At 68.3% G+C, this 23,650-nt stretch carries 20 protein-coding genes and 2 pseudogenes; 13 read left to right on the forward strand and 9 right to left on the reverse strand.

Translation table 11 applies throughout. The features are described 5' to 3' along the window. Positions 1-369: 369 nt before the first annotated feature. From DKL51_RS14365 to DKL51_RS14385, 3 genes are all read left to right on the forward strand, one after another. A complete protein-coding gene (locus tag DKL51_RS14365; protein WP_221623183.1) occupies positions 370-2,544 on the forward strand; it encodes a tetratricopeptide repeat protein in 2,175 nt (724 codons plus the stop codon). A gap of 886 nt (positions 2,545-3,430) precedes the next feature. Beyond that, positions 3,431-6,028, forward strand: coding sequence for a rifamycin-inactivating phosphotransferase (gene rph / locus DKL51_RS14380; RefSeq protein WP_124812160.1), 2,598 nt, complete (start codon positions 3,431-3,433; stop codon positions 6,026-6,028). 195 nt (positions 6,029-6,223) lie between these two features. Then, a complete protein-coding gene (locus DKL51_RS14385; protein ID WP_109964827.1) occupies positions 6,224-6,610 on the forward strand; it encodes a VOC family protein in 387 nt (128 codons plus the stop codon). A gap of 199 nt (positions 6,611-6,809) precedes the next feature. On the opposite strand, the gene DKL51_RS14390 is transcribed toward DKL51_RS14385, so the two are convergent. Further along, positions 6,810-7,367: a DUF1990 domain-containing protein gene (locus tag DKL51_RS14390; RefSeq protein WP_221623184.1), complete on the reverse strand. Its 558-nt coding sequence runs from the start codon at positions 7,365-7,367 to the stop codon at positions 6,810-6,812. Between the two features lie 370 nt (positions 7,368-7,737). Between DKL51_RS14390 and DKL51_RS14395 the strand changes: the two genes are divergently transcribed. Then, positions 7,738-8,436 carry a TMEM175 family protein gene (locus DKL51_RS14395; protein ID WP_109946035.1) on the forward strand — a complete coding sequence of 233 codons (699 nt, stop codon included), beginning with the start codon at positions 7,738-7,740 and terminating at the stop codon, positions 8,434-8,436. A gap of 80 nt (positions 8,437-8,516) precedes the next feature. Here DKL51_RS14395 and DKL51_RS37465 read toward each other — a convergent pair. Further along, a pseudogene (locus DKL51_RS37465) lies at positions 8,517-9,163 on the reverse strand (HAD family hydrolase). 567 nt (positions 9,164-9,730) lie between these two features. On the opposite strand from DKL51_RS37465, the gene DKL51_RS14405 reads away from it, so the two are divergent. Continuing rightward, a complete protein-coding gene (locus DKL51_RS14405; protein WP_109946033.1) occupies positions 9,731-10,627 on the forward strand; it encodes an alpha/beta fold hydrolase in 897 nt (298 codons plus the stop codon). A gap of 455 nt (positions 10,628-11,082) precedes the next feature. Here DKL51_RS14405 and DKL51_RS14410 read toward each other — a convergent pair whose 3' ends face one another. Further along, the gene (locus DKL51_RS14410) at positions 11,083-12,009 is read right to left on the reverse strand and encodes an NADP-dependent oxidoreductase (protein WP_109946032.1); all 927 of its coding nucleotides are present in this window, start codon (positions 12,007-12,009) and stop codon (positions 11,083-11,085) included. A gap of 100 nt (positions 12,010-12,109) precedes the next feature. On the opposite strand from DKL51_RS14410, the gene DKL51_RS14415 reads away from it, so the two are divergent. From DKL51_RS14415 to DKL51_RS14435, 5 genes are all read left to right on the forward strand, one after another. Continuing rightward, entirely contained in the window at positions 12,110-13,087 is a 978-nt protein-coding gene (locus tag DKL51_RS14415; RefSeq protein WP_109946031.1) for a GlxA family transcriptional regulator, read from the forward strand. 184 nt (positions 13,088-13,271) lie between these two features. Next, entirely contained in the window at positions 13,272-14,285 is a 1,014-nt protein-coding gene (locus DKL51_RS36350; protein ID WP_243420598.1) for a SanA/YdcF family protein, read from the forward strand. A gap of 197 nt (positions 14,286-14,482) precedes the next feature. Continuing rightward, the gene (locus DKL51_RS14425) at positions 14,483-14,830 is read left to right on the forward strand and encodes a hypothetical protein (RefSeq protein ID WP_109964826.1); all 348 of its coding nucleotides are present in this window, start codon (positions 14,483-14,485) and stop codon (positions 14,828-14,830) included. A gap of 1,088 nt (positions 14,831-15,918) precedes the next feature. Continuing rightward, a complete protein-coding gene (locus tag DKL51_RS14430) occupies positions 15,919-16,365 on the forward strand; it encodes a hypothetical protein (RefSeq protein WP_109946029.1) in 447 nt (148 codons plus the stop codon). A gap of 818 nt (positions 16,366-17,183) precedes the next feature. Further along, on the forward strand, positions 17,184-17,567 hold the full coding sequence (locus DKL51_RS14435) for a hypothetical protein (protein WP_109946028.1): 384 nt from the start codon (positions 17,184-17,186) through the stop codon (positions 17,565-17,567). Positions 17,568-17,770: 203 nt separating this feature from the next. Here DKL51_RS14435 and DKL51_RS14440 read toward each other — a convergent pair whose 3' ends face one another. From DKL51_RS14440 to DKL51_RS36360, 5 genes are all read right to left on the reverse strand, one after another. Continuing rightward, positions 17,771-18,226, reverse strand: a complete 456-nt coding sequence (locus tag DKL51_RS14440) for an SRPBCC family protein (RefSeq protein WP_109943477.1) — start codon at positions 18,224-18,226, stop codon at positions 17,771-17,773. Beyond that, a complete protein-coding gene (locus tag DKL51_RS14445) occupies positions 18,223-18,579 on the reverse strand; it encodes an ArsR/SmtB family transcription factor (protein WP_109964323.1) in 357 nt (118 codons plus the stop codon). The genes DKL51_RS14440 and DKL51_RS14445 overlap by 4 nt, the downstream gene beginning before the upstream one ends. Beyond that, entirely contained in the window at positions 18,576-19,193 is a 618-nt protein-coding gene (locus DKL51_RS14450; RefSeq protein WP_109943479.1) for a maleylpyruvate isomerase family mycothiol-dependent enzyme, read from the reverse strand. The genes DKL51_RS14445 and DKL51_RS14450 overlap by 4 nt, the downstream gene beginning before the upstream one ends. Before the next feature lie 193 nt (positions 19,194-19,386). Next, positions 19,387-19,512: a hypothetical protein gene (locus DKL51_RS36355; RefSeq protein ID WP_260428482.1), complete on the reverse strand. Its 126-nt coding sequence runs from the start codon at positions 19,510-19,512 to the stop codon at positions 19,387-19,389. A gap of 21 nt (positions 19,513-19,533) precedes the next feature. After that, positions 19,534-19,668, reverse strand: a complete 135-nt coding sequence (locus tag DKL51_RS36360; RefSeq protein ID WP_260428483.1) for a hypothetical protein — start codon at positions 19,666-19,668, stop codon at positions 19,534-19,536. A gap of 228 nt (positions 19,669-19,896) precedes the next feature. Between DKL51_RS36360 and DKL51_RS36365 the strand changes: the two are divergent. The 3 genes and pseudogenes from DKL51_RS36365 to DKL51_RS14470 all read left to right on the forward strand — a co-directional run. Beyond that, a pseudogene (locus DKL51_RS36365) lies at positions 19,897-20,157 on the forward strand (flavoprotein); the annotation flags it as partial. A 609-nt stretch (positions 20,158-20,766) separates the two neighbouring features. Then, positions 20,767-21,381, forward strand: coding sequence for a dihydrofolate reductase family protein (locus tag DKL51_RS14465; protein ID WP_109943480.1), 615 nt, complete (start codon positions 20,767-20,769; stop codon positions 21,379-21,381). A 193-nt stretch (positions 21,382-21,574) separates the two neighbouring features. Beyond that, positions 21,575-22,351, forward strand: a complete 777-nt coding sequence (locus DKL51_RS14470; protein ID WP_109943481.1) for an alpha/beta fold hydrolase — start codon at positions 21,575-21,577, stop codon at positions 22,349-22,351. Between the two features lie 248 nt (positions 22,352-22,599). Here the strand turns inward: DKL51_RS14470 and DKL51_RS34930 are convergent. Next, the coding region (locus DKL51_RS34930) for a hypothetical protein (protein WP_185734801.1) at positions 22,600-23,650 on the reverse strand (1,051 nt) is incomplete at its 5' end.

The following is a 23,650-nucleotide window of genomic DNA, read 5'->3' on the forward strand; positions in this document are numbered from 1 at the left end:
TACAACGCCACCGCGTCGGCCTTGAACTCCGCGGGGTAGTGCTTGTTCACCATCTGTCAGGGACTCCTGATCTCCCCGGACCATCACGATCCAAGGTTCAAGTGTCCAGGACCAGGGGGCAACTCCCAGCCGCCCGTGCGGACAGGAACTGTTTTGGCCCGCCGGGGCAAAGTCCAACAACAACCGGTGCAGCCGGTGGGGCAGTCCCGACCCAACCCGCACTGCCACTGTGGTGTCGCCTGAGGATCCTTCAAGGACAGCGCTGGGCGTAGGGTGGCGGGCTGCCAGGGTGCTTCACAGCGTGGCCGGAGATCGCTTATGAGTCGCGGTAAGGGTGGGTGGCTGCCGTCCGCCGTAACGGGTGTCCTTGTGGCGGCCGCCGTCGGCCTGGTCGGCAACCTTGCCACCAACACAGTGGAGCTGTCGTGGCGGTGGTGGCCGGCTGTGGCGTGGACTGCGACCGGGATGCTTCTGGCGGCCTCGGCAGTCTTTGAGTGGGTGCGGCACAGATCCGGCGCGGACCCGGTCAGGATGGGCGCCTCCGGGTCGGAGGTCCGGGTGTTCGGGGCGATCCCACAGCAGGCGTGGCATTGGCAGGAGCGGCCGGATGAGGCGACTGCGCTGCGTGAGACGCTAGGAGGCAAGGGCAGGACGGCGTTAGTGGCGTTGCCTGGTGAGCGGGGGGCGGGCAAGTCGCAGTTGGCGGCGACGTACGCCCGCCGGTGCGTGGCTGACGGCTATGACCTGGTGGCGTGGATCAACACCGAGTCGGGGCCGGTCACCGGACTGGCGCTGCTGGCCGATCAGCTGGGTCTCAGTAAGGCGGAGCAGACGCCCGAGGCGGCGGCGACCGCAGTGCGACGATGGTTGGAACGCGACGACCGGGCCCGGCGGCTGGTGGTGTTCGACAACGTGGACGACCCGGACGCGCTTGGCGGGTTCCTGCCAGCGACAGGCACCTCGAAGGTGATCATCACCAGTAACCGCAGGGAGTTCACCAGCATGCCCGGTATTACGGCGGTGTCGGTTGGCATGTTCACGCCAGCCCAGGGGCTGGCGTTCCTCGGTAAGGCGACTGGCCTGCCAACCACGGATGACGCTCGTGAGGTGGGTGAGCAGTTGGGATGGCTGCCACTGGGGCTGGCGCAGGCTGCCGCGTACATGGTTCACGACAGGCTCTCGTACCGGCAGTACCTCGCCGCCTTAGAGGAACAGGACCTGGACGAGACGCTGCGTCGCCAGGCCGGCACCGACCACCCCGGGGTGCTCAAGGCCACGCAACTCAGCCTCGCCGGATTGCGCCGTACCGCCGTCAGCGGCGATGCGGCTCGGCTGGTGACGGTGTTGTCGCTGCTGTCCTCGAACGGGATCAGCCGCACCCTGTTGACTCAGGCGGAGACGGCCTTGAGTCTCAAGGTCGGGCTGAGGCATGCGCTGCAGGTGCTCGCGGCCCGGTCCCTGATCACGCTCGGTGGTACCACGCAGGACCAGCACGGCGGCGACGGCGTCGTGGTGTCGATGCACCGTCTGACCGCTCGGGTGATTCGCCACCAGGTCGGTAAACCACCGGGCAAGGCGCTCGCCACCGCAATCACCACCGCGACCCGGATGCTGCACACGCTCACCGACGAGTTCCCGTACACCCAGGTGGCCCACCGCCGCGCCGAACTCGACGAGCTCGCCGCCCACGTCCTGACCCTGCGCGGCTACAGCCACGACCCGTCGCACCTGCTCTTGAGCCAATGCGACTGGGTCGGCAAAGCCCTGTACGAGACGGGAGACCTCACCCGTGCCATTCCGGTACTCACGGCCACCCTCGCCGACCGGGAGCGAATCCTCGGGCCCGACCACCCCGACACCCTGACCTCCCGCAACAACCTGGCCGCCGCCTACCGGGCCGCCGGGCGCCACGATGAGGCGATCAATCTGCACCGGAGGACGGTCGTTGACCGGGAGCGGGTCCTCGGGCCCGACCACCCCGATACCCTGACCTCCCGCAACAACCTGGCCGGCGCCTACCGGACGGCCGGGCGCCACGACGAGGCGATCCCGCTTACCGAGGCGGTGCTCGCCGACCGGGAGCGGGTCCTCGGGCCCGACCACCCCGACACCTTGGGCTCCCGCAACAACCTTGCCGGCGCCTACCGGGCCGCCGGGCGCCACGATGAGGCGATCGCCCTGATCGAGGCGGTGCTCGCCGACTGTGAGCGGGTCCTCGGGCCCGATCACCACGAGACCCTGGGCTCCCGCAACAACCTTGCCGGCGCCTACCGGGCCGGCGGGCGCCACGACGAGGCGATCCCGCTTACCGAGGCGGTGGTCGCGGACTGCGAGCGGGTCCTCGGACCGGACCACCCCCACACACTGACGAACCGCAACGGCCTCGCCGAGGCCTACCGGTCGGTGGGACGCCTCGATGAGGCGATCGCCCTGTACCGGCAGACGCTCGCCGACTGCGAGCGGGTCCTGGGACCCGACCACCCACTCAGCGTCACCGTTCGAGACAACCTAGCCTCAGCTCGCCGAAGCAGATACGAGCGTTGACCGGCCACGGTGAATCCCGGGCGACAGACGAACCAGAGCTCACCGAACCGGCAGGCTCGACCGGATCTGCCGCTGTCCGCGCGTTGGTGGCGCCTGGCGCCGTGCGCTGTCGTATCGATGAGCGGATGTGCGGTCAGGTAGGACCGCTGATCTTTGCCATTGCCGGGTCGCTCGGAACGGCGCTGGGTGAAGCGCAGGAGGCTGGCGCTGAGCAGGAACCACAGCATGTCCCAGCCCCCGATGGTCCAGAGCGCCGGCGGCGCTGGCGGGCCGCCCGAGGCGATCATCACCGGGATCAGCACGAGGATGGTCTACAGGCCGAGCGTGAGCGGCAGGAACCGGGACGGCCGGGCAAAGCCCACCCGGGCGACGCGGCCGTGGCCACCGGCGTCTGAGAGTGCCAGGGCGCTGCGGCGGTCGTGGGGGTCCGGCACCCGCCGGAGGTACCCGGCACGCTCGAGGCGGTCGAAGGATCTCAGCCCGCGGCGGACGACAAAAGCAAAGGCAAGAAGGTCTCACTCCTTGCCACTTCTAACGTATAGCGCACGGGGGGGCTTGCGGCAAGACCCGGGTCCTGCCGCAGAATCGGCGGCCGGACACAGCACCGACGAGGAAATGCGGGGCACGACGTGGGTGTGTTGGCGATGTACGGGGGACGCGGCGACCTCGAACCGCTGATGAGATTGGCGGTGCAGTTGCGGGCGCTTGACGCGGAGGTGCGGGGGTGCGCGCCGCCCGACCGGGCGCAGCGGCCGGCCGACTCGTCAGAGGGAAGCCACCCAGACATGAGGACGTGCCCAACAAGAGGTTCGACACAGCTGGAGGCGCCGGTGATTCGATCGGCCAGTGCAGTGCAACGGAGCACGGCTGCCTCGGAGGTATCGCAATGATCGAGCAGTACGTGTTGGATCTTCAAGAGATTGACGAGACGCAGGTCGCGGTCGTTGGCGGCAAGGCCGCGCACCTGGGCGGGCTGTCGCGGATCGAAGGCATCCGCGTGCCGGCTGGCTTTTGCGTCACGACGGCCGCCTTCCGGCGGATCATGGCGGAAGCGCCGTCGATCGACGATCGGCTCGATCAGCTGTCGCGCCTGAACCCGGATGACCGGGAGGCGATCCGCACGCTCAGCGCGGAGATCCGCCGGACCATCGAAGGGATCGCCATCCCTGGCGATCTCGCGGCGGCGATCACCCGCGCGCTCGCCCAGCTCGGCGAGCAAGCCGCCTACGCCGTGCGATCCAGCGCGACGGCAGAGGACATGCCGACGGCCTCCTTCGCGGGCCAGCAGGACACGTACCTGAACGTCGTGGGCCCGGCGGCGATCCTCCAGCACGTCAGCCGGTGCTGGGCGTCGCTGTTCACCGAGCGGGCCGTGACCTACCGCCTGCGAAACGGCTTCGACCACCGGAAGGTCCACATGGCCGTGGTCGTGCAGCGGATGGTCTTCCCGCATGCGGCCGGCATCCTGTTCACGGCCGACCCCGTCACGGGCAACCGGAAGGTCGCCAGCGTGGACGCCAGCTTCGGCCTCGGCGAGGCCCTGGTCTCCGGCCGGGTGAACCCGGACGTCTTCAAGGTGCGCGACGGCGAGGTCGTCGCCAAGGCGGTCGCCGCCAAACAGCATGCCGTTCACGCCCTGCCGGCTGGCGGGACGCAGGAAGTGGCGATCGACCCGCAGCGGCAGGAGCAGCCGGCGCTGACGGATGCGCAGGTCGTGCAGCTCGTGCAGGTCGGGCGGCGGGTCGAAGCGCATTTCGGCCGCCCGCAGGACATCGAATGGTGCCTGGTCGACGATGACTTCCAGATCGTGCAGAGCCGGCCAATCACCACGCTGTTCCCCATCCCCGCGGCCCGAGACCGGGAGAACCACGTCTACCTCTCCGTTGGTCATCAGCAGATGATGACCGACCCCATGAAGCCACTGGGGCTCTCCGTGTGGCAGCTGACGGCCATGGCGCCGATGCACGAGGCCGGCGGGAGGCTGTTCGTCGACGTCACCCGGCGCCTGGCCTCGCCCGCGAGCCGCGCCGGCCTCCTGGAGATGGCGGGGAGGTCCGATCCGCTGATCAGGGACGCGCTGGAGACCGTCCTCGACCGCCACGACTTCGTCCCGGCGCTCCCGGACGGCGGTCCCGGCGCGCCGCCGGTCGGCGGCGCGTCCGCCCCGATCGAGACCGATCCGGCCATCGTCACCGAGCTGATCGGGCGCAGCCAGGCGTCCATCGCCGCCCTGCGGCGCGACATCCAGACGAAGACCGGACCGGCGCTGTTCGACTTCCTGCTGGAGGCCTTCCAGGAGCACAAGCGGGTCCTCAGTGATCCATTGAGCATGCAGGCGATCATGGCGGGGATGGAGGCCACCTGGTGGCTCAACGACCGGCTGCGGGAATGGCTGGGCGAGAAGAACGCGGCCGACACCCTCACGCTGTCCGCCCCCGGCAACGTCACGTCGGAGATGGGACTGGCGCTGCTCGACGTCGCGGACGTGATCCGCCCGCATGCGGAGGTGGTGGCGTTCCTGCAGGGCGTCGAGGACGAGGGCTTCCTGGACGAGTTGCCGAAGCTCGCGGGCGGGACCGAAGCGCGCGACGCCATCGAGACCTACCTCGACCGGTACGGCATGCGCTGCGTCGGCGAGATCGACATCACGAGGCCGCGTTGGCGCGAGCGCCCCACCACGCTCGTGCCCGTGATCCTCGACAACGTCAGGAACTTCGAGCCGGGCGCCGCCAAGCGGCGCTTCGAGCAAGGACGGCAGGAGGCGCAGAAGAAGGCGCAGGAGGTGCTCGAACGCCTGCGGGCACTGCCGGACGGGGAGCAGAAGGCCGACGAGACCAAGCGGATGATCGACCGGGTCCGGACCTTCATCGGCTACCGGGAGTACCCGAAGTACGGCATCGTCAGCCGCTACTTCGTCTACAAGCAGGCCTTGCTCGAAGAGGCCGAGCGCCTCGTGCAGGCCAACGTGCTCCCTGAGAAGGAGAACGTCTTCTACCTCACGTTCCAGGAGCTCCACGACGTCGTGCGCTCGAACCAGGTGGATGGCAAGCTGATCCAGCAGCGCAAGGACGCGTTCCGGTCGTACCACGCGCTCACGCCGCCCCGGGTGCTGACATCGGATGGCGAGGTCATCGCCGGGGCGTACCGACGCGACGACGTGCCGACCGGCGCCCTGATCGGCCTACCGGTCTCCGCCGGGACCATCGAAGGGCGCGCCCGCGTCATCCTGGACATGGCCCAGGCTGATCTCGAACCGGGTGACATCCTCGTCACGGCCCACACGGACCCGAGCTGGACGCCCCTCTTCGTCGCCATCACAGGCCTGGTGACGGAGGTCGGAGGATTGATGACACACGGCGCAGTGATCGCACGGGAGTACGGCCTGCCGGCTGTCGTCAGTGTGGTAGATGCCACCCGGCTGATTCTCGATGGGCAGCGGATCCGCGTGCACGGAAGCGCCGGGTACGTCGAGATTCTGCCTTGACTGACCACTCACCGAGAAGGCCCGTCTGCCTTGCCAAGCACATATTTTCCGAGCGGCACTGACCTGCTCGGCATCCGGATCTGCCGCCGAGCGGGCGCGCCAACCGGTAGGCGGCCGTCACAGTTAGCTCGCCAGCTCGGCGTCCGTCGTGCCGCGGGCCGTGCGCGGGACCGCCCGCGGCGTACCGTGTGGCTCGTGACCGTCATTTCCCTCATGCTCGCGGTGCCGGACGCCGCGACGGCATCCGCTTGGTACCAACGCGCTCTGGGCGCGACCGAGCTGTGGAATCTCGGCTCGGTCATCGGTCTCGAGGTTCAGGGGGCGCCGTTCTTTCTCGCCCAGCCAGAGAGCAATCGCTGGGAGAGTCCGGTTGCGCTTGGCGTCACGACAACGCGAGTCGAGGTGTTCGTGGACGATCCCGATACGCTGCTGAGTGGCGCCGCGGCAGCAGGTGCCGACTACCACGATCCGGTGCGCGACCACAAAATGCCGTGGGGAACGCATCGGCAGGGCGGCTTTTTCGACCCCTACGGCCATCTTTGGCTGGTCGGCGACAAGTCGCCGTTGCGTCGTCATCCCTGAGGTGCTGCGCCACGAGCGTGGGCGCCGCCGCGGCTGCCTCCGGACACCGACAACGCTGTGGTTCCTCGACGAGGTGCCGGACGAAGTTGCGGGATTGACGACATCCGGATCTGCCGCTGACCCGGCGCCACGCTCCGTGACGAGGCGCGGTGGGTCGAACGCTGGGTCGTGCCGAGTTGAGTGCGGTGCTGGAGGTGCGTTATTGGTCGGTGTCTCGTTGGGCGATACGCTGCATCGCCTTCACGTAGCGGTCCGTCGCATATTCCTGGATCGTGCGAGTCAATGGTCCGCCCCACCGTGCCAGCAATGAGGCGGGACGACTGAAAGCACGAACGCGGAACCGCACCTCACCCGTGCTCGCCGTCGTGATCAGGAAGGCTTCCTCACCCTGTTCCGGATGACCAGGCAGGGTGCCATAGGCGAAACCCCGGTGGTCGGCGTCGTCGACGGTGTAGATGACCCGGCACGGAATCGTGAGCCGAAGTGGACCACGGCCGGCTCGAAGGACCACAACGACTCCGGGAGCCGCTCGTGCATCGCTACTGGTGACAGTCAGCCCAGCGCCTCTGTGCACGTCCCAGCCGAACAGCCCGTCAACCGCGCGGTCGAAGGCGGTCTGTCCGGCTCCTACGATGACGTCACGGTGTACGTGGCCGTAATCGGCCGGCAAGGAGGCGTCGCGCGTAGCGCCCACCTCTTGGTACGTCAGATCGGCGACGGCCAGATCTGCAAACAACCGCTTGACGTTCCGCCGCACCAGGCCACCGTACCGAACCCGCGGTACGAGTATCGGCCACGGGCCGAGGGCGTCACAATCCGTGACTCGCTCGGGTCAGACCTCCCTGTGACCTCCCTGCGAGCGCCCGATCATGCCGATGAGCGGATGCCTGGTCTGGCGGAGCATTCGCCAAGAGCTGTGGACGCCGGGTTCGATGGCGCTGCGACCTGGTAACTCGGCCACGGCGCGGGCCACGTATCCGCAGACTCTGGATCGGGGTTATCGAGGACCGGTGGACCCTACCGTGTCTTGGTCAACGCCGCGGATGCCAAGAGCATGCCCGGAGGCCAGACCGTCGCGTTGGCCCGCCGCGACCGCGGCACGGCCAACTCTGGCACCCTTCTGTTCCATGAGTGTTTTCACCCAGAAAGTAGTGCCGGCCGACCCGGACGTGCGGATGGTCGCCGCCGAGCGGCTGACCTTCTTCGCCGATGCCGTCATCGCCATCGCCATCACGCTCCTGGCCCTGGAACTGCCCATGCCAGCCGGCACCACCAACGCGGAGCTGCTGCACTCGGTGGCTGAGCACCGCGGGGAGTACATCGCGTTCGTCATCAGCTTCGTCGTGATCGGAGCGCACTGGGATGGCCACCACCGGGTGTTCCGTTACGTCACGTCGCTCGGCGGCCGACTCAGCCGGTTGAGCATGTACTGGCTGCTCATGCAGGTGGTGACGCCGTTCGCGACGAAGGTACTCACCGGCGACGGGGCGTTCCAGGTACGGTTCGGCTTCTACGCTGCGGTGCAGGCCGCCGCCGGCCTACTGTTCCTGCTTATGGTCCGCGAGATCCGCCGGAATCATTTGTACCGCCTGGGCACCCCGCCTGGAATGTTCACCAACGCCATCGTCCGGACGGGAGTACTGGCCGGCGCGTTCCTGGTGTCGATCCCGATGTCGTTCTTTACGGCGTACTCGTACCTGTGCTGGATCGCCATGCCGGTCGTGACGGCGATCGTCATGCGGATCCTGCGACGCCGCGCGGCCAGTATTACAACCGGCACAGGCAGCCTTCCACGTACCCAGAAAAGCTCACCGACCACACCATGAATGACTGGTCCGCTCATGCTCATGAGCGGCAAGGGCTTCTCCGTCTGTGCTGCGGTTGATGCTGTGGTCGTCGCGCGTGGTCAGGCTGCGTCCAGCAGAGCCGGGAGTTTGCCCATGTCGTCGAAGACCACCGTGTCCGGGCCTTCCAGCCGGTGCGCGGGGGGTCAATCCGCCCGCATAGCCGTAGCAGCGCATCCCGGCGGCGCGAGCCGCATGCACGCCGTACCGGCTGTCCTTCGACCACGACGCACGCCGCAGGAGGGACACCCATCGTCGCCGCCACGTGCAGGAACAAGTCGGGGGCAAGCTTGCCGCAGGCGACCTCGGTCGCGCTGAAGATGCGGCCCTCAAATCGGCGATACAGGCCGGTATGGCCCACGGTGTGGCGCATCTTCTCGTGCGTACCGCTGGAGGCCGCACACGTCGACTGGGGGATCTCATCGAGCGCGTCGCTGCCCGTCGACGGCGGTCAGTCCGGCGTCCACCGCTTGGCGGTGTGCCAGGTCGAACCGGTCCGCCCAGGTTGCAGCCACGCGCTGTCCGAGGCGGGCCGCGACCTGTTCCCCGGTGGACGTGCTGGACCGGCCGATGAAGCGCTCGAGGACCTCTGCCTCTGTCAGTGGCCCAGTTCCGCGCCAAACGCGATGTTGACGCGGACGCCGATTCGCTCGCTGTCGACCAGCACCCCGTCACAGTCGAAGATGACAAGCCCGATCGGATTGGTCATCCGGACCGGCTAGTCGAGTGGGTGGGCGAACCCGGCGGCACCCACGGACCCCGAAAGGCAGCGGATCGCCGTCACCGCCGAGGTGACGGCCAACGCGGACAGGTCGACTCCGTTGCGAGGCAGCACCAGCGGCCGATGCACGACCGGGCCGAGAAGGACGCACGCTTCTAATGCCGCGATGAGCGCGCTACCCGACGTCATCGACCTGGTTGGCGCCGTTGGCCGACCTGCCGTGCTGACACCACGACCGTCGGGCCACGGACGAATGTAAGTTCCACTCCGCCGTATCACGCCGACCGATTATCGACTCGCCCGGAGAGGTCCGATTCGCTCGTGCCGCTGACCGCGCGTCACGCAGCGTCACAGTTGGACGACCAAGACGGCGCTCGGTCTTGCCGAGTTGAGGATGTTCGGGCCCAGCCGGCGACGGTGCCATCGTCGGCAGGCTGTCGGAGTGGTTGGGGGGCGTGCCGTTGGCGGGGCAACGGGCTAGGCTGCTGGTTGGTGTGCCGGGAAGGCTGGTCGGCGGGTGAATGCCGCAGCACCGCTACGCCTGGAGGCACTTCCATGCCCGATTTTGTGAGACCAACGGCAGTGGCGTGCCTGCCGGCCGGCCAGGTCGAATACCGGTTGGATCGACGTGGTGAGGCCGTGGTGGTGGTCTTCCACGGTGGGCACGTGCGAGCCGGCTTGGCGTTGGGCGAGGAGGTGTTCGCCGCGGCTGGTTGCACGCTGCTGGCACCCTCACGTCCCGGCTACGGCCGTACTCCACTGTCGACCGGCAGTTCGGTGGAGGGGTATACGGACGTGGTCCGTGCGTTGTGTGCCGATCTGGGCATCACCCGGGTCGCCGCCGTTGTCGGCGTCTCGGGTGGCGGGCCGACCGCCGCTACGATGGCCGCGCGGCATGCTGACCTCGTCGAGCGTTTGATCCTGATCAGTGCCGTGGGTTGGCTGCCCTTTCCGGATCGCTGGACTCGGCTGGGCGCGCACGTCGGGTTCGCTGCCGGGACTGAGGCCGTGACATGGGCCGGGATACATGCGCTTGCTCGTATGGCGCCGGATGTCTGTCTGCGGCTGATGGCGAGGAGCCTGTCGACCCGACCGGTGGGCGAGGTTATGGCAGCGCTGCGCGCCGAGGACCGCGACGTGCTGCTGGCGTTGTTCGCCCGGATGCGGTCCGGCCGCGGATTCGTCAACGATCTGCGTCCCACGCCCGACGTCACCGCCCGGATCGACCAACCCACCCTGGTGATCGCAACACGCACCGACGGGGGCGTCCCGTTCGCCCACGCTCAGTCGCTTGCCAGCGGCATCCGTAACGCCCAACTCGTCGAAAGCCGCTCGCACACCCACTTCGTCTGGCTCGGGCCTGACTGGCCGGCAATCGCTGAGCGGATCCGGCTGTTCCTCGATACCGACCCCGCCGCCGTCGTCGTCGGACCAGCACCCTCCGGCGCCTGACTCGACTCGTCGACGAGGGGAGTCGGTCAGCCGAGCCACTCACCAAGATCGGGTGCGCGGATCTGCCGCCGACCGGGCGTCACAGTACGTTACGGGGGTGCGCGCAGCGAACACCCAGCCTTGTCGATAAGCGGATATTCGCTGGTTGGTCCTTGTCTGTCGTTCGCGCCGCGGGCACCCTCATGCCACCACCTGAGCCGGCTGGCTCGGGCGGTGGCGGACGGCACTCGGCCCGGGCCCCTGATCCGGCGGTGCCGCGGCGGTTCACTGGCTGGCTCGCCAGGGTCGAGCCGGCCAGGGCGTCGCCGGAGGTCGATGCCGCGTTCGGCTAGTCCCGTCAGTATCTGCGGCGAGATCTGCGGCGAGGCGAGCACTCACGGGTGACGGACGACGCGGTGCGACGGCGCCGCTGCGACCGCGTCCAGTCGGGTTGCCGCCCGGATTGACGTAGGACGTCAGAGCGTCAGGATGACCTTTCCTTTGGTACGGCCGGTCTGGCCGATCTCGTGGGCCTTGGCGACCTGTTCGAGGGGCAGCACTGTGTCCACCTCGACGCGGAGCTGCTCCGTGTCTACCAGGCCGGCGAGGGACGTGAGCCCGGCACCGTCCGGCTCGACGATCATGAATCGGGCGCGCTTGCCGTGCCGGGCCGCCTCCTCCTCCAGGTACGTCTCGGCTGGCGAGGCGAGGGCGACCAGAATGCCGTCCGGGCGCAGGGTCCGCAGCGAGCGCGGCCCGTACTCGCCGCCGATCGAGTCCAAGACCACGTCGAGGTCGTGGAGGCGGTCGGCGAAGTCCGTCATGGTGTAGTCGATGACCTCGTCGGCGCCCAACCCGCGGACGAACGCGTGCTTGGCGGCGCTCGCTGTGCCGATCACGTGCGCGCCGCGCGCCTTGGCGATCTGCACGGCGAGGTGGCCGACGCCGCCCGCGGCCGCGTGAACCAGTACACGCTGGCCCGGCCGGACGTCGGCGATGTCGACGAGGGCCTGCCACGCGGTGAGCCCGGCGAGTCCCAGACCGGCTGCCTCGACGTGGGACAGTCCGGCGGGCTTGCGGGCGAGGTGGCGCGACGGTGCCGTGACGTACTCGGCGTAGGTGCCGGCCGCCTGCGGTAGCCGTGGCATTCCGAAGACCTCATCACCGGGCCGGAACAGCGCGGCGCCGACACCAACCGCCTCGACCACGCCGGACAGGTCCCAGCCCAGCCGCACCGGACGGCCGAGCAGGCCGCCGGTCTCGCGGTGCCAGAAGTCGGTCGGGTTGACCCCGACCGCGTGGACCCGGACGAGTACCTCTGCCGCACCGGGCTCGGGGCGGTCGACCTCCACGAGCTTGAGGACGTCAGGTCCGCCGAACCGGTCCTGTTCAATCGCACGCATCGCATGCCTTTCGTTCGTCATCGGTGTGCGCGATCTACCCTGCCGGAGCGGCGGTCGGGGTTCGAGTGGCCAGATCGCCAGCATGTGAAAGGATTTGGCCATGCATCGCGTGGTCGTCCTGGCGCTCGACGGCGTGTACCCGTTCGAGCTGAGCATCCCGGTCCGCATCTTCGGTACCGCTGTCGGTCCCGACGGTGAGCCGCTGTACGAGGTCATCACCTGCAGTGTCGACGGCGGACCAGTCGCCACGAGCGCCGACTTCGCCGTTGCCGTCCAGCACGCCGCCGAGGCGATCGACACGGCGGACACGCTCGTGTTGCCGCCCTTCATCTGCGAGCCGACCGGCGACCGGGACTGGCTGCCCGAGCGGGTCGCGGCGGCGCTGCGCCGGCTGCGGCCGGATGCCCGGATCGTGTCCATCTGCACAGCCTCGTACGTGCTGGCCGCCGCCGGGCTGCTCGACGGCCGGCCGGCGACCACGCACTGGAACAACGCCGAGCACTTCCAGCGGACGTTCCCGAACGTGAAGGTGGATGCGGACGTGCTCTTCGTCGACGACGGGAATGTGCTCACCGCGGCGGGCGTCTCCTCCGGCGTCGACCTGTGTCTGCACCTCGTGCGCCGCGACCACGGCAGCGCCGCCGCCAACCGGGTGGCCCGGTTGTGCGTCGTGCCGCCGTGGCGCGAGGGCGGCCAGGCGCAGTTCATCGACCGTCCGGTGCCCGAGACGGCGACCGCGACCACGTCCGAGACCCGGCAGTGGGCGCTCAGTCAGTTATACCGGCCGATCACCCTCGCCGAGTTGGCCCGGCACGCGCGGATGAGCGTGCGGACGTTCTCGCGCCGCTTCCGCGCCGAGGTCGGCATGACACCGGGGCAGTGGCTCGCGCGGCAGCGGGTCGAATACGCCCGGCGTCTGCTGGAGACTACCGACCTGCCGGTGGACCGGGTCGCCGCTGAGGCTGGCTTCGGCACCGCCGCGTCGCTGCGCCAGCACCTGACTGGCGCGATCGGGGTCTCGCCGACGGCGTACCGGCAGACGTTCCGCACCATAATGTCGACGGCCCGCGCGTCGTGACCGGCACCCGACATCCGCTTCTGCCGCTGAGTGTGCGCGGATCTGCCGATGAGCGGATGGTCGACGATGGTGCCTCGGCGCCGACCTCCTCGGCCGCCGACTCAAGTCCCTTCAGGCGCGCACGGCACCGACAATTACGACTCGCGGTCAGCGGTGTGCTGCCGCCTTGTGCGATGCTGCCGCCATGTCCGGGTCGGTACCCAAACCCACGCCGAAGGTGCGCGACGACCGTCTCGCCTGGCTGGCCGTGCGGGACCGGCTCCGCCGCCGCAGCCGGCGCCGGGGGCCGGTCGGCTGGATGGTGGTCCTGGCCACGTTCGGCACCTGGCTCGCGGTCGAGCCGGGTGGCCGCGGCGGCAGGCGCATGGCCGACTACTCCATCGCCCTCGACCACGTCACCGGTTACCTGAACGACGACGAGCGCGCGAGGTTGCGTACGGGCAACGTCCTGCCGCCGTGGTTCCTCTTCGAGGTCGAGCGGGCTGCGCGGCGGGTTCGCCGGGGCCGGCCGCTGCAGGAGGGCCGCGAGACCCGGCGGGAGCGCCGTCGCCGCCTGACCGGGCGGGTCGTGGTCGCCGCCGCGCTGGGTGCCGCGATGGTACTGGCACCGACGGCGTGGATCCGGTTGTCTTCGGCCGGCCGGATTGTCACCGTCGCCGACGCGCCCGGTAGCGATGTCGCGATCGTCTTCGGGGCGCAGGTGGCGCCCGGCGGCACGCAGCCCATGCCGTTCCTGAAGGGCCGCCTGGACGTCGGCGCGGAGTTGCTGCGGACCGGCAAGGTGAAGGCGCTGCTGATCTCCGGTGACGCGCACGGCGGCTCGGGCGACGAGGTACGCGTGATGCAGGAATACCTCGTCGGACAGGGCGTCGACCCGTCCCGGGTGGTCGTCGACCCGTACGGCCTCGACACCTACGACACCTGCCGACGGGCCCATGACGTGTACGGCGTGCGCCGTGCGCTGCTGGTCAGCCAGGAGCTGCACCTGCACCGGGCGGTCACGCTGTGTCGCCGGCTCGGCGTTGAGGGTTTCGGGGTGCCGGCCCGCTGCGACGGCTGCAGGCAGGTGACAATCTGGTACAACGCGGCCAGAGACGTCGCCGCTGGCCCGAAGGCCGCGTGGGAGGCGCTGCGGCACCGTCCGCCGGCGGTGCGGTCGCCGCCGGATCCGAGGCTGGAGCGGGCGATCGGACCATAGTGGACCGGTGTGTCGCGCTGCACGTGACTGCCGATCTGCCTCCGTAGGCGCATCCTCATCTGGCAGACCGGCCGCTACCTTCTGTACGGTCGCCTGGCTGTGCCGCCCGCCCGTGTCGAAGAGTGGATGCCCGCCGTACCCACGGTGATGAGGTCGGGTTCGATTTCGCAGTCGACGGCCACTTGAAAGGTGTACAGGTGGAGCGGTACTGCAGAATCTTCGTGCGGTCGGCGGATCGGAAGGCGGTCCGTTCGCTGGTCCGGACGGCATTGCACGGGTCAGTGGTCGACGACCGCATCGACGCTGAGGGTGCGCAGGCGTACGTGGGAGACAACGGTTACCGTGATCCGCAGGGCGGGGAGGACTTCCTGGACTGGCCCCTGTGCGTCGAGCTACACGGAGACGAGCAGGTTGAGGTGTCACGCCTGGTAACCCTGACGCGTGACGTCTTGACCGCTTTATGGGCCGCTGGAGTCCCGGCCGTTGCGGCGGCGGATTACGAAGCCCAGCTGCCGGACAACGGCGGAATCGGGCTGTATGGCTGACGATCCGACTGATCGGTACGTTGGGACTACTCCCGCTGTTCGCCGTGGCCCTGCCGCTCGCCCACCGAGCGGCGCCGAGGCGAGCACCGCCGGCGGCCTTGACGGCGTCGGCGACTGACCGGACAGCACCGGCAGACCAAGCCACCGGACCATCCAGAACGGCGGGCCAGCGAACAGCGGCACGATCACTCGCGCTCCGCCCCTGCCCACCGCCGGTAAGCCGTGAAGAGCCCGGGTGCGCGCCACCCGCCCGCACCCGGGCCGTCGGGATCAAGCACTGGCTCGTTCGGGAAGGAGCGCCGGCGCATGGACGACCGGACTCGTGCCCTCATCGAGATCCTGCTCGATGAGAAGGGCCTGCCGGCCGATCGGTGGGACGTGACTTTCGACCTCGGTGACATCCCGGAGCCGGAGGTGGTGGCAGCACTTGCATCGATCGCGTGTTCTCCCGCAGCCGAAGAACGGGACCGCGTCCTGGTGGACATGTGCGGCGAGGCGTTGGGCGGCATCTGGGCGGAATTGGGGCGCGTCGACGAACCAATCTTCGCCTGTCTGCGGCCCGGTGCGCGTAGCGAGGCCCTGGCTGCTCTTCGCCTCTACGCCCCGCACCTGGTGCCGGCGAGCGCCGGTGACGCAGCGACTGCAGTGCCGGCAACCTTAACCGGCAGCTGGAGCCGTGGACACACCGCTTCCTGCGGGCAGCGTCCCGGTGCGACCTGTCAAGCGACCCCTTCGACGACGGCGAGCACAGCAGCGGTGCCGTCCTCCCCAGCCAGCCGGTCGGCCAGCGACCGGCAGTGCGCCGTGTACCGCTGCTCGCCCACCACGGCACTGGTCTCTGCGGCGGACGGTAGTCAGGCCGTGCTGTCACTTGAACAGCCTCAAGTCCGAACGCTAGGGAAGGTCAGCGAAGCGCGAGCAAGAGGGGCTGGGGTGCCCCGGCCTCTGGTCGACGCGTGCCTACCGCAAGTGGCGCCCGCAAAGGCTCAATGTCCACTTCTCCCGTCTGAGTCGACCGATCGTCGGATCTAGATCGGCCTCCGAGTCATTAGCATCGGCACGATTCGCGGCCAAGGAACGGAGACGCAGTGCAGCAGAAGCTTCAGACCCGTGCGTTCGAGCAGGTGACGCCGTTCCTGCAGGCCGGTGAGCAGCCGGTCGTGGCGACGCGGGCCATGGTCGGGAAGTTCTCGTCTAGTCGACTCGGGACGGTCGTCAGCCAGGCGGTCAGGCTTGAGGGTGGCGGAGCGTTGGTGGGGGCGGCGCTGGCGTCGACCCGTAAGCAGTTCGTCGTGCTCACCAACCGTCGACTGATTTTCCTGCCGCAGACGTTTCTGGGGGGCCCCGGAAAGAAGGTCCTCGGTGAGGTGCCGCGTGAACAGGTCTCGCTGGCCGAGGCGAAGATGGGCGTCGTGAGCCTGCTGCGCCTGGCGTTCGGTGCTGCGGGCGACGGCGTGGCTCTCACCTTCCCCCGGGTGGACAAGAAGAACGCCGAGTCGCTCGCGGAAGCCCTGCGGCACGCTCCGGCCGCCTGATCACCGGTTCTCGATCGGGCCCCAGGCTGAGCCGGCCTGTCCCCGAAATCGGGGGTATGGCTCGTTGCGTTCGCCGGCCAGGAGGCGACGCCGTCGCCTTGGCATGATCCGGGTGCCGAGCAAGCGCGCTCGGCGTGGTTTAGGTCGCGTTTGGCGTAGCCTGTGCGCCTACAAGACTGGGGGGTCGATGCGCCTGCCGGGTCACAGCAGTCGAACCTGCAGCTGAGACCGCGGTGGGCGGCCCACAGCGCGCCGGCGCGGCTGGCAGCTTTGGCTACGTCGCTGCTCATGGACGCGTGTTCTCACGCGAGTCGACGCCCGCTCATGGCGCCCCTTTATGTCAAGGCGCCGCTGGAACCAGGGGTTTAGGGTGGTTGGTGGCGGGTCCGGGAAGTGGCTTGTCCGAAGGGCCGATGTCCGGGGTCAGGTCGGTCACGCTGGATTGCACAGTCGTCCCCGATTGCCCTCCCGGGCCTGCCGCCCTTTCCAGCCTCTCCTCGCGCGTTGCCCGGCGAGACCGCAGGCCATGAGAGAGCCACACCAATGACACCGGTGGGCAGCCGCAATGTGGGAGCGTCTCGCCGAGCACCTGAACCGAGTCTGGCCGGACGATCCTGCAGAAAGTCTCCAAGTAGCCGAGATGAGGACGTCTGCCGACGGGCCCCGTCCCTTCGGCGTGGTCACGCTGTACCCTCCGGCTTGTGAAGCGCGGGGCGCCCCATGCCGACCGGGGCAGATACGTTCGAACCATCGCGGCCCCCAACGGCCCTATCGTTCTTGCACCGTTCGTTGGTGGAACATGGCATGGACGTGGCAGTGTGTACCGCAGACGTCGCAGGATCGCGACTGCCGCGGTTCTGGTCGTCACGCTGCTGGCCGTGGCCTTGTCCGGGTTGTTCGTTGTCGGTCTTGCTCGCTCAGGCACGTTGCCTGCCCGCCTGTTCGCCTCGGCGTACGGGCTCACTGCCCTAGCTGGTCTGGCGCTTGGCCGCAAGTGGATCGCGCAAGCGCCGATCCGGCCACGGTGGGCCGACGACGGCCTGACAGCTTCACTCGGGATCACGGTTTTCCTGCTGATCCCGGTCCTTGCCGGTTTTGGCATTGCTCTGCTGCCCGGACTGTTTGCCGCTGACTTTCCTGGCGAACGACGGGCGCGCGAACTCACCACCATGCTTCGGAACACGACGACCAGCAACCGCTGAGCTTTGCGCGAGGGCTCCCGCGCCCCTCCCCAGGCAGCACCGACGGAGAGCCGCAGCGGCAGCCACGCACGCACATGCCGCGAGGCGCTCGTCACTTCGGTGACGAGCAGCCTGGCCCACTCGCGATTCAGTGCGCGGACGTGCCGAAAGTAGTATTTCTGGCAAAGCTTCACTGCTCCGCGTCGTTGACCTGGCCGACGTGGTCAACTGTCCGCCGGTAAGGCGAGTGCGGCAACGTACTCATTGAAGCGGTTCAGGCTCGTCTCGAAGCCCTCCCGTGCCCGAGGATCGGCGAACATCGCAGGCACGTTGGTCTGGTGCGTGACGACCTCGGTCCGCCCGTCGCCGAGGTCGTTAAAGGTGATCGTCGTGGTCATGCCGCCTTCGACGCCGGGCTCGCTCCACACAAGTTTCTCGGGTCGGCGGATGTCAACGTAGACAGCGCGCATCGTGTACTGGCTGCCATCGGCGTCGTTGACCATGACTGTCTCGAAGGCACCGCCCGGCCGCAGGTCGACGGTGATGCCATCGACGGGGGTGGTGGTCCCGATAGGCCCCCAGAAATGCGTGAGGTGCTCGGGTTGGGTCATGCAGTCGAAGAGCAGTTCCCTGCTGGCACGGTGGACGCGCCGATAGGTGAACTCGCCGGGTTGGGTCATCTGGGATGCTCCCGCTGGTCGGACGGCAAAGTGGACAGGTGTGCATCGAGCCTGTCATAGCGGTCGTGCCAGACCTGCCGGTGGCGGTCGATCCATTCGGCGACGGTATTGAGCTTGCCGGGTTCGAGCCGGCATGGCCGCGACTGCGCGGTCTTGCCGCGGGAGATGAGCCCAGCTCGCTCCAGGACTTTGAGGTGCTTGGAGATCGCCTGCTGAGTCAGGGCGAACGGTTCGGCCAGCTGGCCGACCGTCGCGTCGCCTGCGGCCAGCCGGGCCAGGATCGCGCGTCTGGTCGGATCTGCCAGGGCGGCGAAGGTGATGGTCAGGTCGTCGTCGACGGTTGCTGTCGTCACCGGTTCACCTCTGCGATTCGCTGTGCGCCGGGACCGCTGAACAGATCGTGTGGGATCCTTCGCCCGGCGATCAGGAGCAGCAGCTCGCGGCCTTGCCCCTCCAGTCGCGCGCCGGCACCCGATGACCAGTCGAGATCGGTGGCATGCAGCTGGATGCCGTCTAGGTCGACGCCGAACAGGCTGCGGCTCCCCTGGCCGACGCTCAGGTCGAGCACGGCGGTCATCGTCTCGTCGGCAATGGGGTACTTGATGGACATCGGCCAGGTGATGTCCAGACCGTGGATGGTGTCATGGCTGAGTGCGCCCGCAAGCCCGCCACCGGGCGGGTTCCACGGGTGGTCGGCGTTGTCGCGCAGCACCGCCACGAGTTCGGCCTGCGGCAGCTGACTGTCCCGGTTCGCCACGGCGTCGGAGAACTCATTGAACCGGCCGCCGGCTTCTTGCATGCCGAGCGCGAACTCCTGTTCCGAGATCCGGAACGGCATCGTCACGTGCGCGACCACGTGCGCGACTGCCCAGCCCTCGCACAGTGATGGCGCCTGCCACTCCGTGGCGCTCAGACCGCCGAGCACCTCCGCGAGTTCCCGACGCCCGGCAGTGATCAAATCCATCATTGCAAGCTCCTACTGGACAACCAACGAGTTGTACAACCACGGAGTTTACAAGGCTGAACCGAGGGGATCAAGGCGCACATCGCATAACGGGGAGCCCGATAGGAAATGCCGACAGACGGCCCGCTAACACCGTGGCCGCGCTGTTCAAGTGACAGCGGTGAAGACGAGCCAACCGGGCCGCTCATGCCGCTGGTCACGCGGTCATGTCGACGAGCGTGCATAGCGGCTCCGACGAAAGACGAGATGCGGCGGCGGTATCGGCGTCCGGTTGGCGGCGCACCTGCTCGGCGCGGGCCGTGACGGGCAGCACCCGCCGCACCGGACGCCGATACCGGCCAGATCAGACCGGTGACGTGCCGGCCCGGCCGAGATGCCGGGCCAGGAACTCGTTGTCGACCCCGACCCAGCGGATGGTGCGATGGTCGCCCGGGTTGGCGTGCAACGCCTTTTCCTTCGAGGCGAAGGCGTCGAACAACGCGAGAGCGGATTGGCGGTCGACGTACTCGTCGTCCCACGGGAGCAGGAACTGGATGGGAACGGTGATGCGTCTCGCCGCCTCGATCAGCGCCTCGCACACGAAAAACCCGCCACCGAAGATGGCAACGGTGATCCGGGGTTCGATCGCCGTCAGCGGCACCACGATCGCGGTGCCCAACGATATGCCGCCGCCGTAGCCGATCGGCGCTTCGGTGCCGATCTCGGGCTGATCGGCCGGCAGATGCCGACCGTGGTCGTCCCGTTCGTCAACGCCGCCCTGGCCGCCCGCGCACCCTTCCAGCGCGCCGTGGCGAACCTCCGCGACGAACGCGTCCGAATCCTCCTCGGGACCGAGGACGGATGGGAGCCGCACCCACTCGGCAGCGGCAACAGTCGCCAGAAAGCCTTCCCGTGGACGACGGCGTTCGAAGCGGCCACCCGGCTGGCCGGCGAGGTGCCGGCCGGCAGCACTGATCGCAGCTGCTGACTCCAAAGTGCATGACGGCTTCGGAGGCATGAACGGGATCAGACCCCGAGGTCGGTCAGCCGCCGGACGATCCGTCCCCGGGCAGCCTCCACACCTGATCATTGGGCCAGTACTGATACAGCATCTTCCTGGCGGTTACAGCGATCCGCGGTCGCAGCGGTTCGCGGACCAGGTCTGCCAGCAGTTGCTCTTCCCGCTCGACGTCCTACGCGATGACAAGCACCGCCCCGACCGGGACCACTCGGTGGGCATGCCGGTAGCCGTCAGCAGCCCACACCCTCGACGCCCGTTTCTCCCGCTCGGCGACAGCGTCACCGACCGCGCCACGGTCGACGTGCACGCGGCCTGAACAGCCAACCCCGCGAGTCAACCAAACTCGGGGCAGTCCCGTGCTCGGTCTTGCCGATGTGCGTGCACGTCGTAGGCCACCACATGCCCCAACGGTTTGCCGAACTGGTCGTTACATACCACGCTGCAGTCTGTGCCGATGCATCACGACGAGCTCGAACTGCCGACTCTCCATCGGGACGGGTCTGTGGCCGGCCGATGAGTTTGGGATGCTGCGCAGGTCTAGCTACCGACACCATCTGACTCGAAGGGATCACCGCGATGGCAAAGGTCATCTCCACGCTGTTCATCTCGGCCGACGGTGTGGCCGAGATCGACCCCGATTGGCACTTCCCGTACTTCGACGAGAACATGGGCCGCGCCGTCGGCGAGGACTATGACACCGCTGACGTGCTGCTCATCGGCCGGGAGACCTACGACAGCTTCGCCGGAGCATGGCCCGACCGCGAGGCGGCGGGTGGGGACGACGCACCGTTCGCCAAGCAACTCGGGGACGTGCGCAAGGTGGTCGTCTCCCGCCAGCCGCTGGAGTTCTCCTGGCGCAACTCCGAGCTGATCAAGGGCGATCTCCTCGATGCCGTCACCTCGCTCAAGGCCGATGCTGGTATCAGAGGCATCCTCATCCCCGGTTCGATTTCCGTGGTGCAGCAGCTGCTCGCCGCGGGGCTGATCGATGAGCTGCGCCTGCTGGTGCACCCGGTGGCGGCGCGTAAGGGCCGCAGGCTGTTCGACGATGGCGATGCGCCGTACCACCTGAGGATGACGGCGACGGAGGCGTTTCCGACGGGCGTAATCCGGGTGATCTACTCGCCGACCGAGGCACCCATCAAGGTCGGCTACGACGAGGTCAAGGACCAGGTTCCCGACGGGAGATAGCCGCCTTCTCGGGGAGGATCGCCACAACGCGGCCACATCCGTCGGCCGGCGATGTCCCCTGCGCTCCCGGGATCCAATAGGTTGGCTGTGAAACAGATCAACCCGACCGCTCAGCGTCCCTGTCACTGAGACCGCGTCGGCCCGTGACAGCGATGGGGGGCGCAAGCAATGCGCGGGAGGCCGTAAGAGTGCCATGAGCTCTGCACGATCACCTTCAAAGACCCTCTACTTCACCGAGCGCGGATCGGGGCCGCCCCTGCTGCTCGTGCATGGGTTGATGGTCACCGGCGAGATGTTCGAGCCGGTGATAGGGCATTTCGCCACCCGGCACCGGGTGATCATTCCCGACCTGCGCGGCCACGGGCGCAGTCGGGCACTACCACCGCCGTACGCGGCGGCGCAGCTGGCCTCTGACCTATCGCAACTGCTCGACCATCTGCGCATCGACTCCACCGCCGTGCTCGGCTACTCGCAGGGCGGTGCGATCGCTCAACAGATGGTCCTTGACTTCCCCAACCGATGCGACCGACTCGTGCTCGCCTGCACCTTCGCGTTCAACATGGCGACCTACCGCGAAAAGGTTGAGGGCCACCTCCTGCCGCTGCTGCTCCAGGTCCTCGGCACGCGGCTGTCGGCGAAGTTGATCGTCTCCCAGGCGGCGCCGCAGCTCGGCAAGGAACGTGCCGACTGGCTCACCGCCCTCATGGCGGACCAGGACCGCAAGGCGATGGTGTCCGCCTGGAAGGAGACGATGGCGTTCGACAGCAGACGCCGGCTGGCGGAGATCGCATGTCCGACGCTCGTCATCGCCGCTTCCAACGATCAAGCGGTACCGATCCACCACGCGAAGATGCTCCACGACGGTGTAGCAGGGTCCCAACTGGTCATCATCGACGATGCCGACCACGCGCTCATCTGGACACACTCCGACGAGTTCGAGCGGGTGACAGACGACTTCCTCCGGGCCTGACGGGGCACCAAGGTCGGAGCCAAATGGGGCTCCTCATCGAGGGGTGCAGCATCGGCTTCTAGGGCATTGATGTAGCGCGGATACCGCGGCAGACGTCGCGGCCGCGCTGGGCTCAAGGGAACGAGAAGGCCGATTCAATTGCGAAACGGGAGGCCAGCGAACGCGTGGCCAGCAGGTCGGGCGTCGGAGCATTCGGTCTTGCCGATGTGAGGATGTTCAAGTCCGTTGAACCACCGACGATCGCGCGTCTAGAACTTGCGCAGCCATTGGCGGAGGCGGTCGGCGAGGCTACGCGGCTTCAGCGGCGGAAGGGCCCGCCGCAGCTCCTCGTCGGTGGCCGGGCGGGCATTCAGAGCGGCCTGCCGCAGCAGCGTCTTGTCGACCCGCAGCCCACCCAGCACCCGCACGTTCACCTCATCGCGCCTTATCACGTACCCGTGCGTGTCCTCGTTGCGGACGTACGTAAGGCCGGCATCCGGCGTGCACTCGGTGGTGCGGAAGCAGATGCTGTCGCTGGCCGCGTAGGTCACATACAGCGAGATGGAGACGCTCTGCGCTCCGTTGCCGATGTGGTCGGCCGGCGCGTAGAGCATGCCTGGCGGGATCCCGGTCACCTGCCCGATGTATCCGGGGACCGCCGCCGTGTAGTACTCGCCGGTCTGCTCCCGGTGGCCACCCAGCTCGTCGGCAGTGGCCACGTGCAGACTCAGCGCCGCGGCCCGCAGCAGGTCATGGTCGACCGCCGGGGTCCCGACGACCGTCACATACAGGTGTCCGACCGGCACCTGGTAGCCATGCTCGATCTCGTTGTGCCGGTAGACCAGACCATCCGCCTCGACCGTGCAGGAGCCCCACGTCAGGCGCGAGTCCTGGGCGGTCGGCTGCCCACACATCTGCTCGCCCAGGATGACCCGGTCGTACGCGGTGATCGTGATGTACCGGTCGGGCGGGACCGCGTCCGGGTTCTCCAGGTAGAAGCTCGCGCCACCCAGCCCGTTGCCGTAGTCGCGACCGTCGGTGGGCAGGTAGCCGGGGATGGCGACCGCGTAGGTGGTCTCCCTGTGAACGCCGTTGGCGACCAGTCGCGCCTCGAGCTCGTCCGGTGACTCGTGGCGCAGCACCACCACGCCGGCGCCGATCAGCACCACGCTCAGCCCGAGCGCGGCAGTGGTGAGCTTCCGGCCGGCCAGGAACAACCCGGCCACCAGGGCGAACGGGACCCCTCCGAGCAGGAACGTCAACAGCAGGTTGCGGCTCACCCCGAGCCCGGCGACGTCGGTGACGGCCCACCCTAGAGCC

The organism is Micromonospora globispora (assembly GCF_003857015.1).
Lineage (GTDB): Bacteria > Actinomycetota > Actinomycetes > Mycobacteriales > Micromonosporaceae > Micromonospora > Micromonospora globispora.

Bases quoted from the DNA above. Each gene is read 5' to 3' on its own strand.
- DKL51_RS14415 (WP_109946031.1), top strand. From the start codon at position 12,110: ATGCATCGCGTGGTCGTCCTGGCGCTCGACGGCGTGTACCCGTTCGAG.
- DKL51_RS14395 (WP_109946035.1), top strand. From the start codon at position 7,738: ATGAGTGTTTTCACCCAGAAAGTAGTGCCGGCCGACCCGGACGTGCGG.
- DKL51_RS14450 (WP_109943479.1), bottom strand. From the start codon at position 19,193: ATGATGGATTTGATCACTGCCGGGCGTCGGGAACTCGCGGAGGTGCTC.
- DKL51_RS14465 (WP_109943480.1), top strand. From the start codon at position 20,767: ATGGCAAAGGTCATCTCCACGCTGTTCATCTCGGCCGACGGTGTGGCC.
- DKL51_RS36350 (WP_243420598.1), top strand. From the start codon at position 13,272: ATGTCCGGGTCGGTACCCAAACCCACGCCGAAGGTGCGCGACGACCGT.
- rph (WP_124812160.1), top strand. From the start codon at position 3,431: ATGATCGAGCAGTACGTGTTGGATCTTCAAGAGATTGACGAGACGCAG.
- DKL51_RS14410 (WP_109946032.1), bottom strand. From the start codon at position 12,009: ATGCGTGCGATTGAACAGGACCGGTTCGGCGGACCTGACGTCCTCAAG.
- DKL51_RS14470 (WP_109943481.1), top strand. From the start codon at position 21,575: ATGAGCTCTGCACGATCACCTTCAAAGACCCTCTACTTCACCGAGCGC.
- DKL51_RS14405 (WP_109946033.1), top strand. From the start codon at position 9,731: ATGCCCGATTTTGTGAGACCAACGGCAGTGGCGTGCCTGCCGGCCGGC.
- DKL51_RS14440 (WP_109943477.1), bottom strand. From the start codon at position 18,226: ATGACCCAACCCGGCGAGTTCACCTATCGGCGCGTCCACCGTGCCAGC.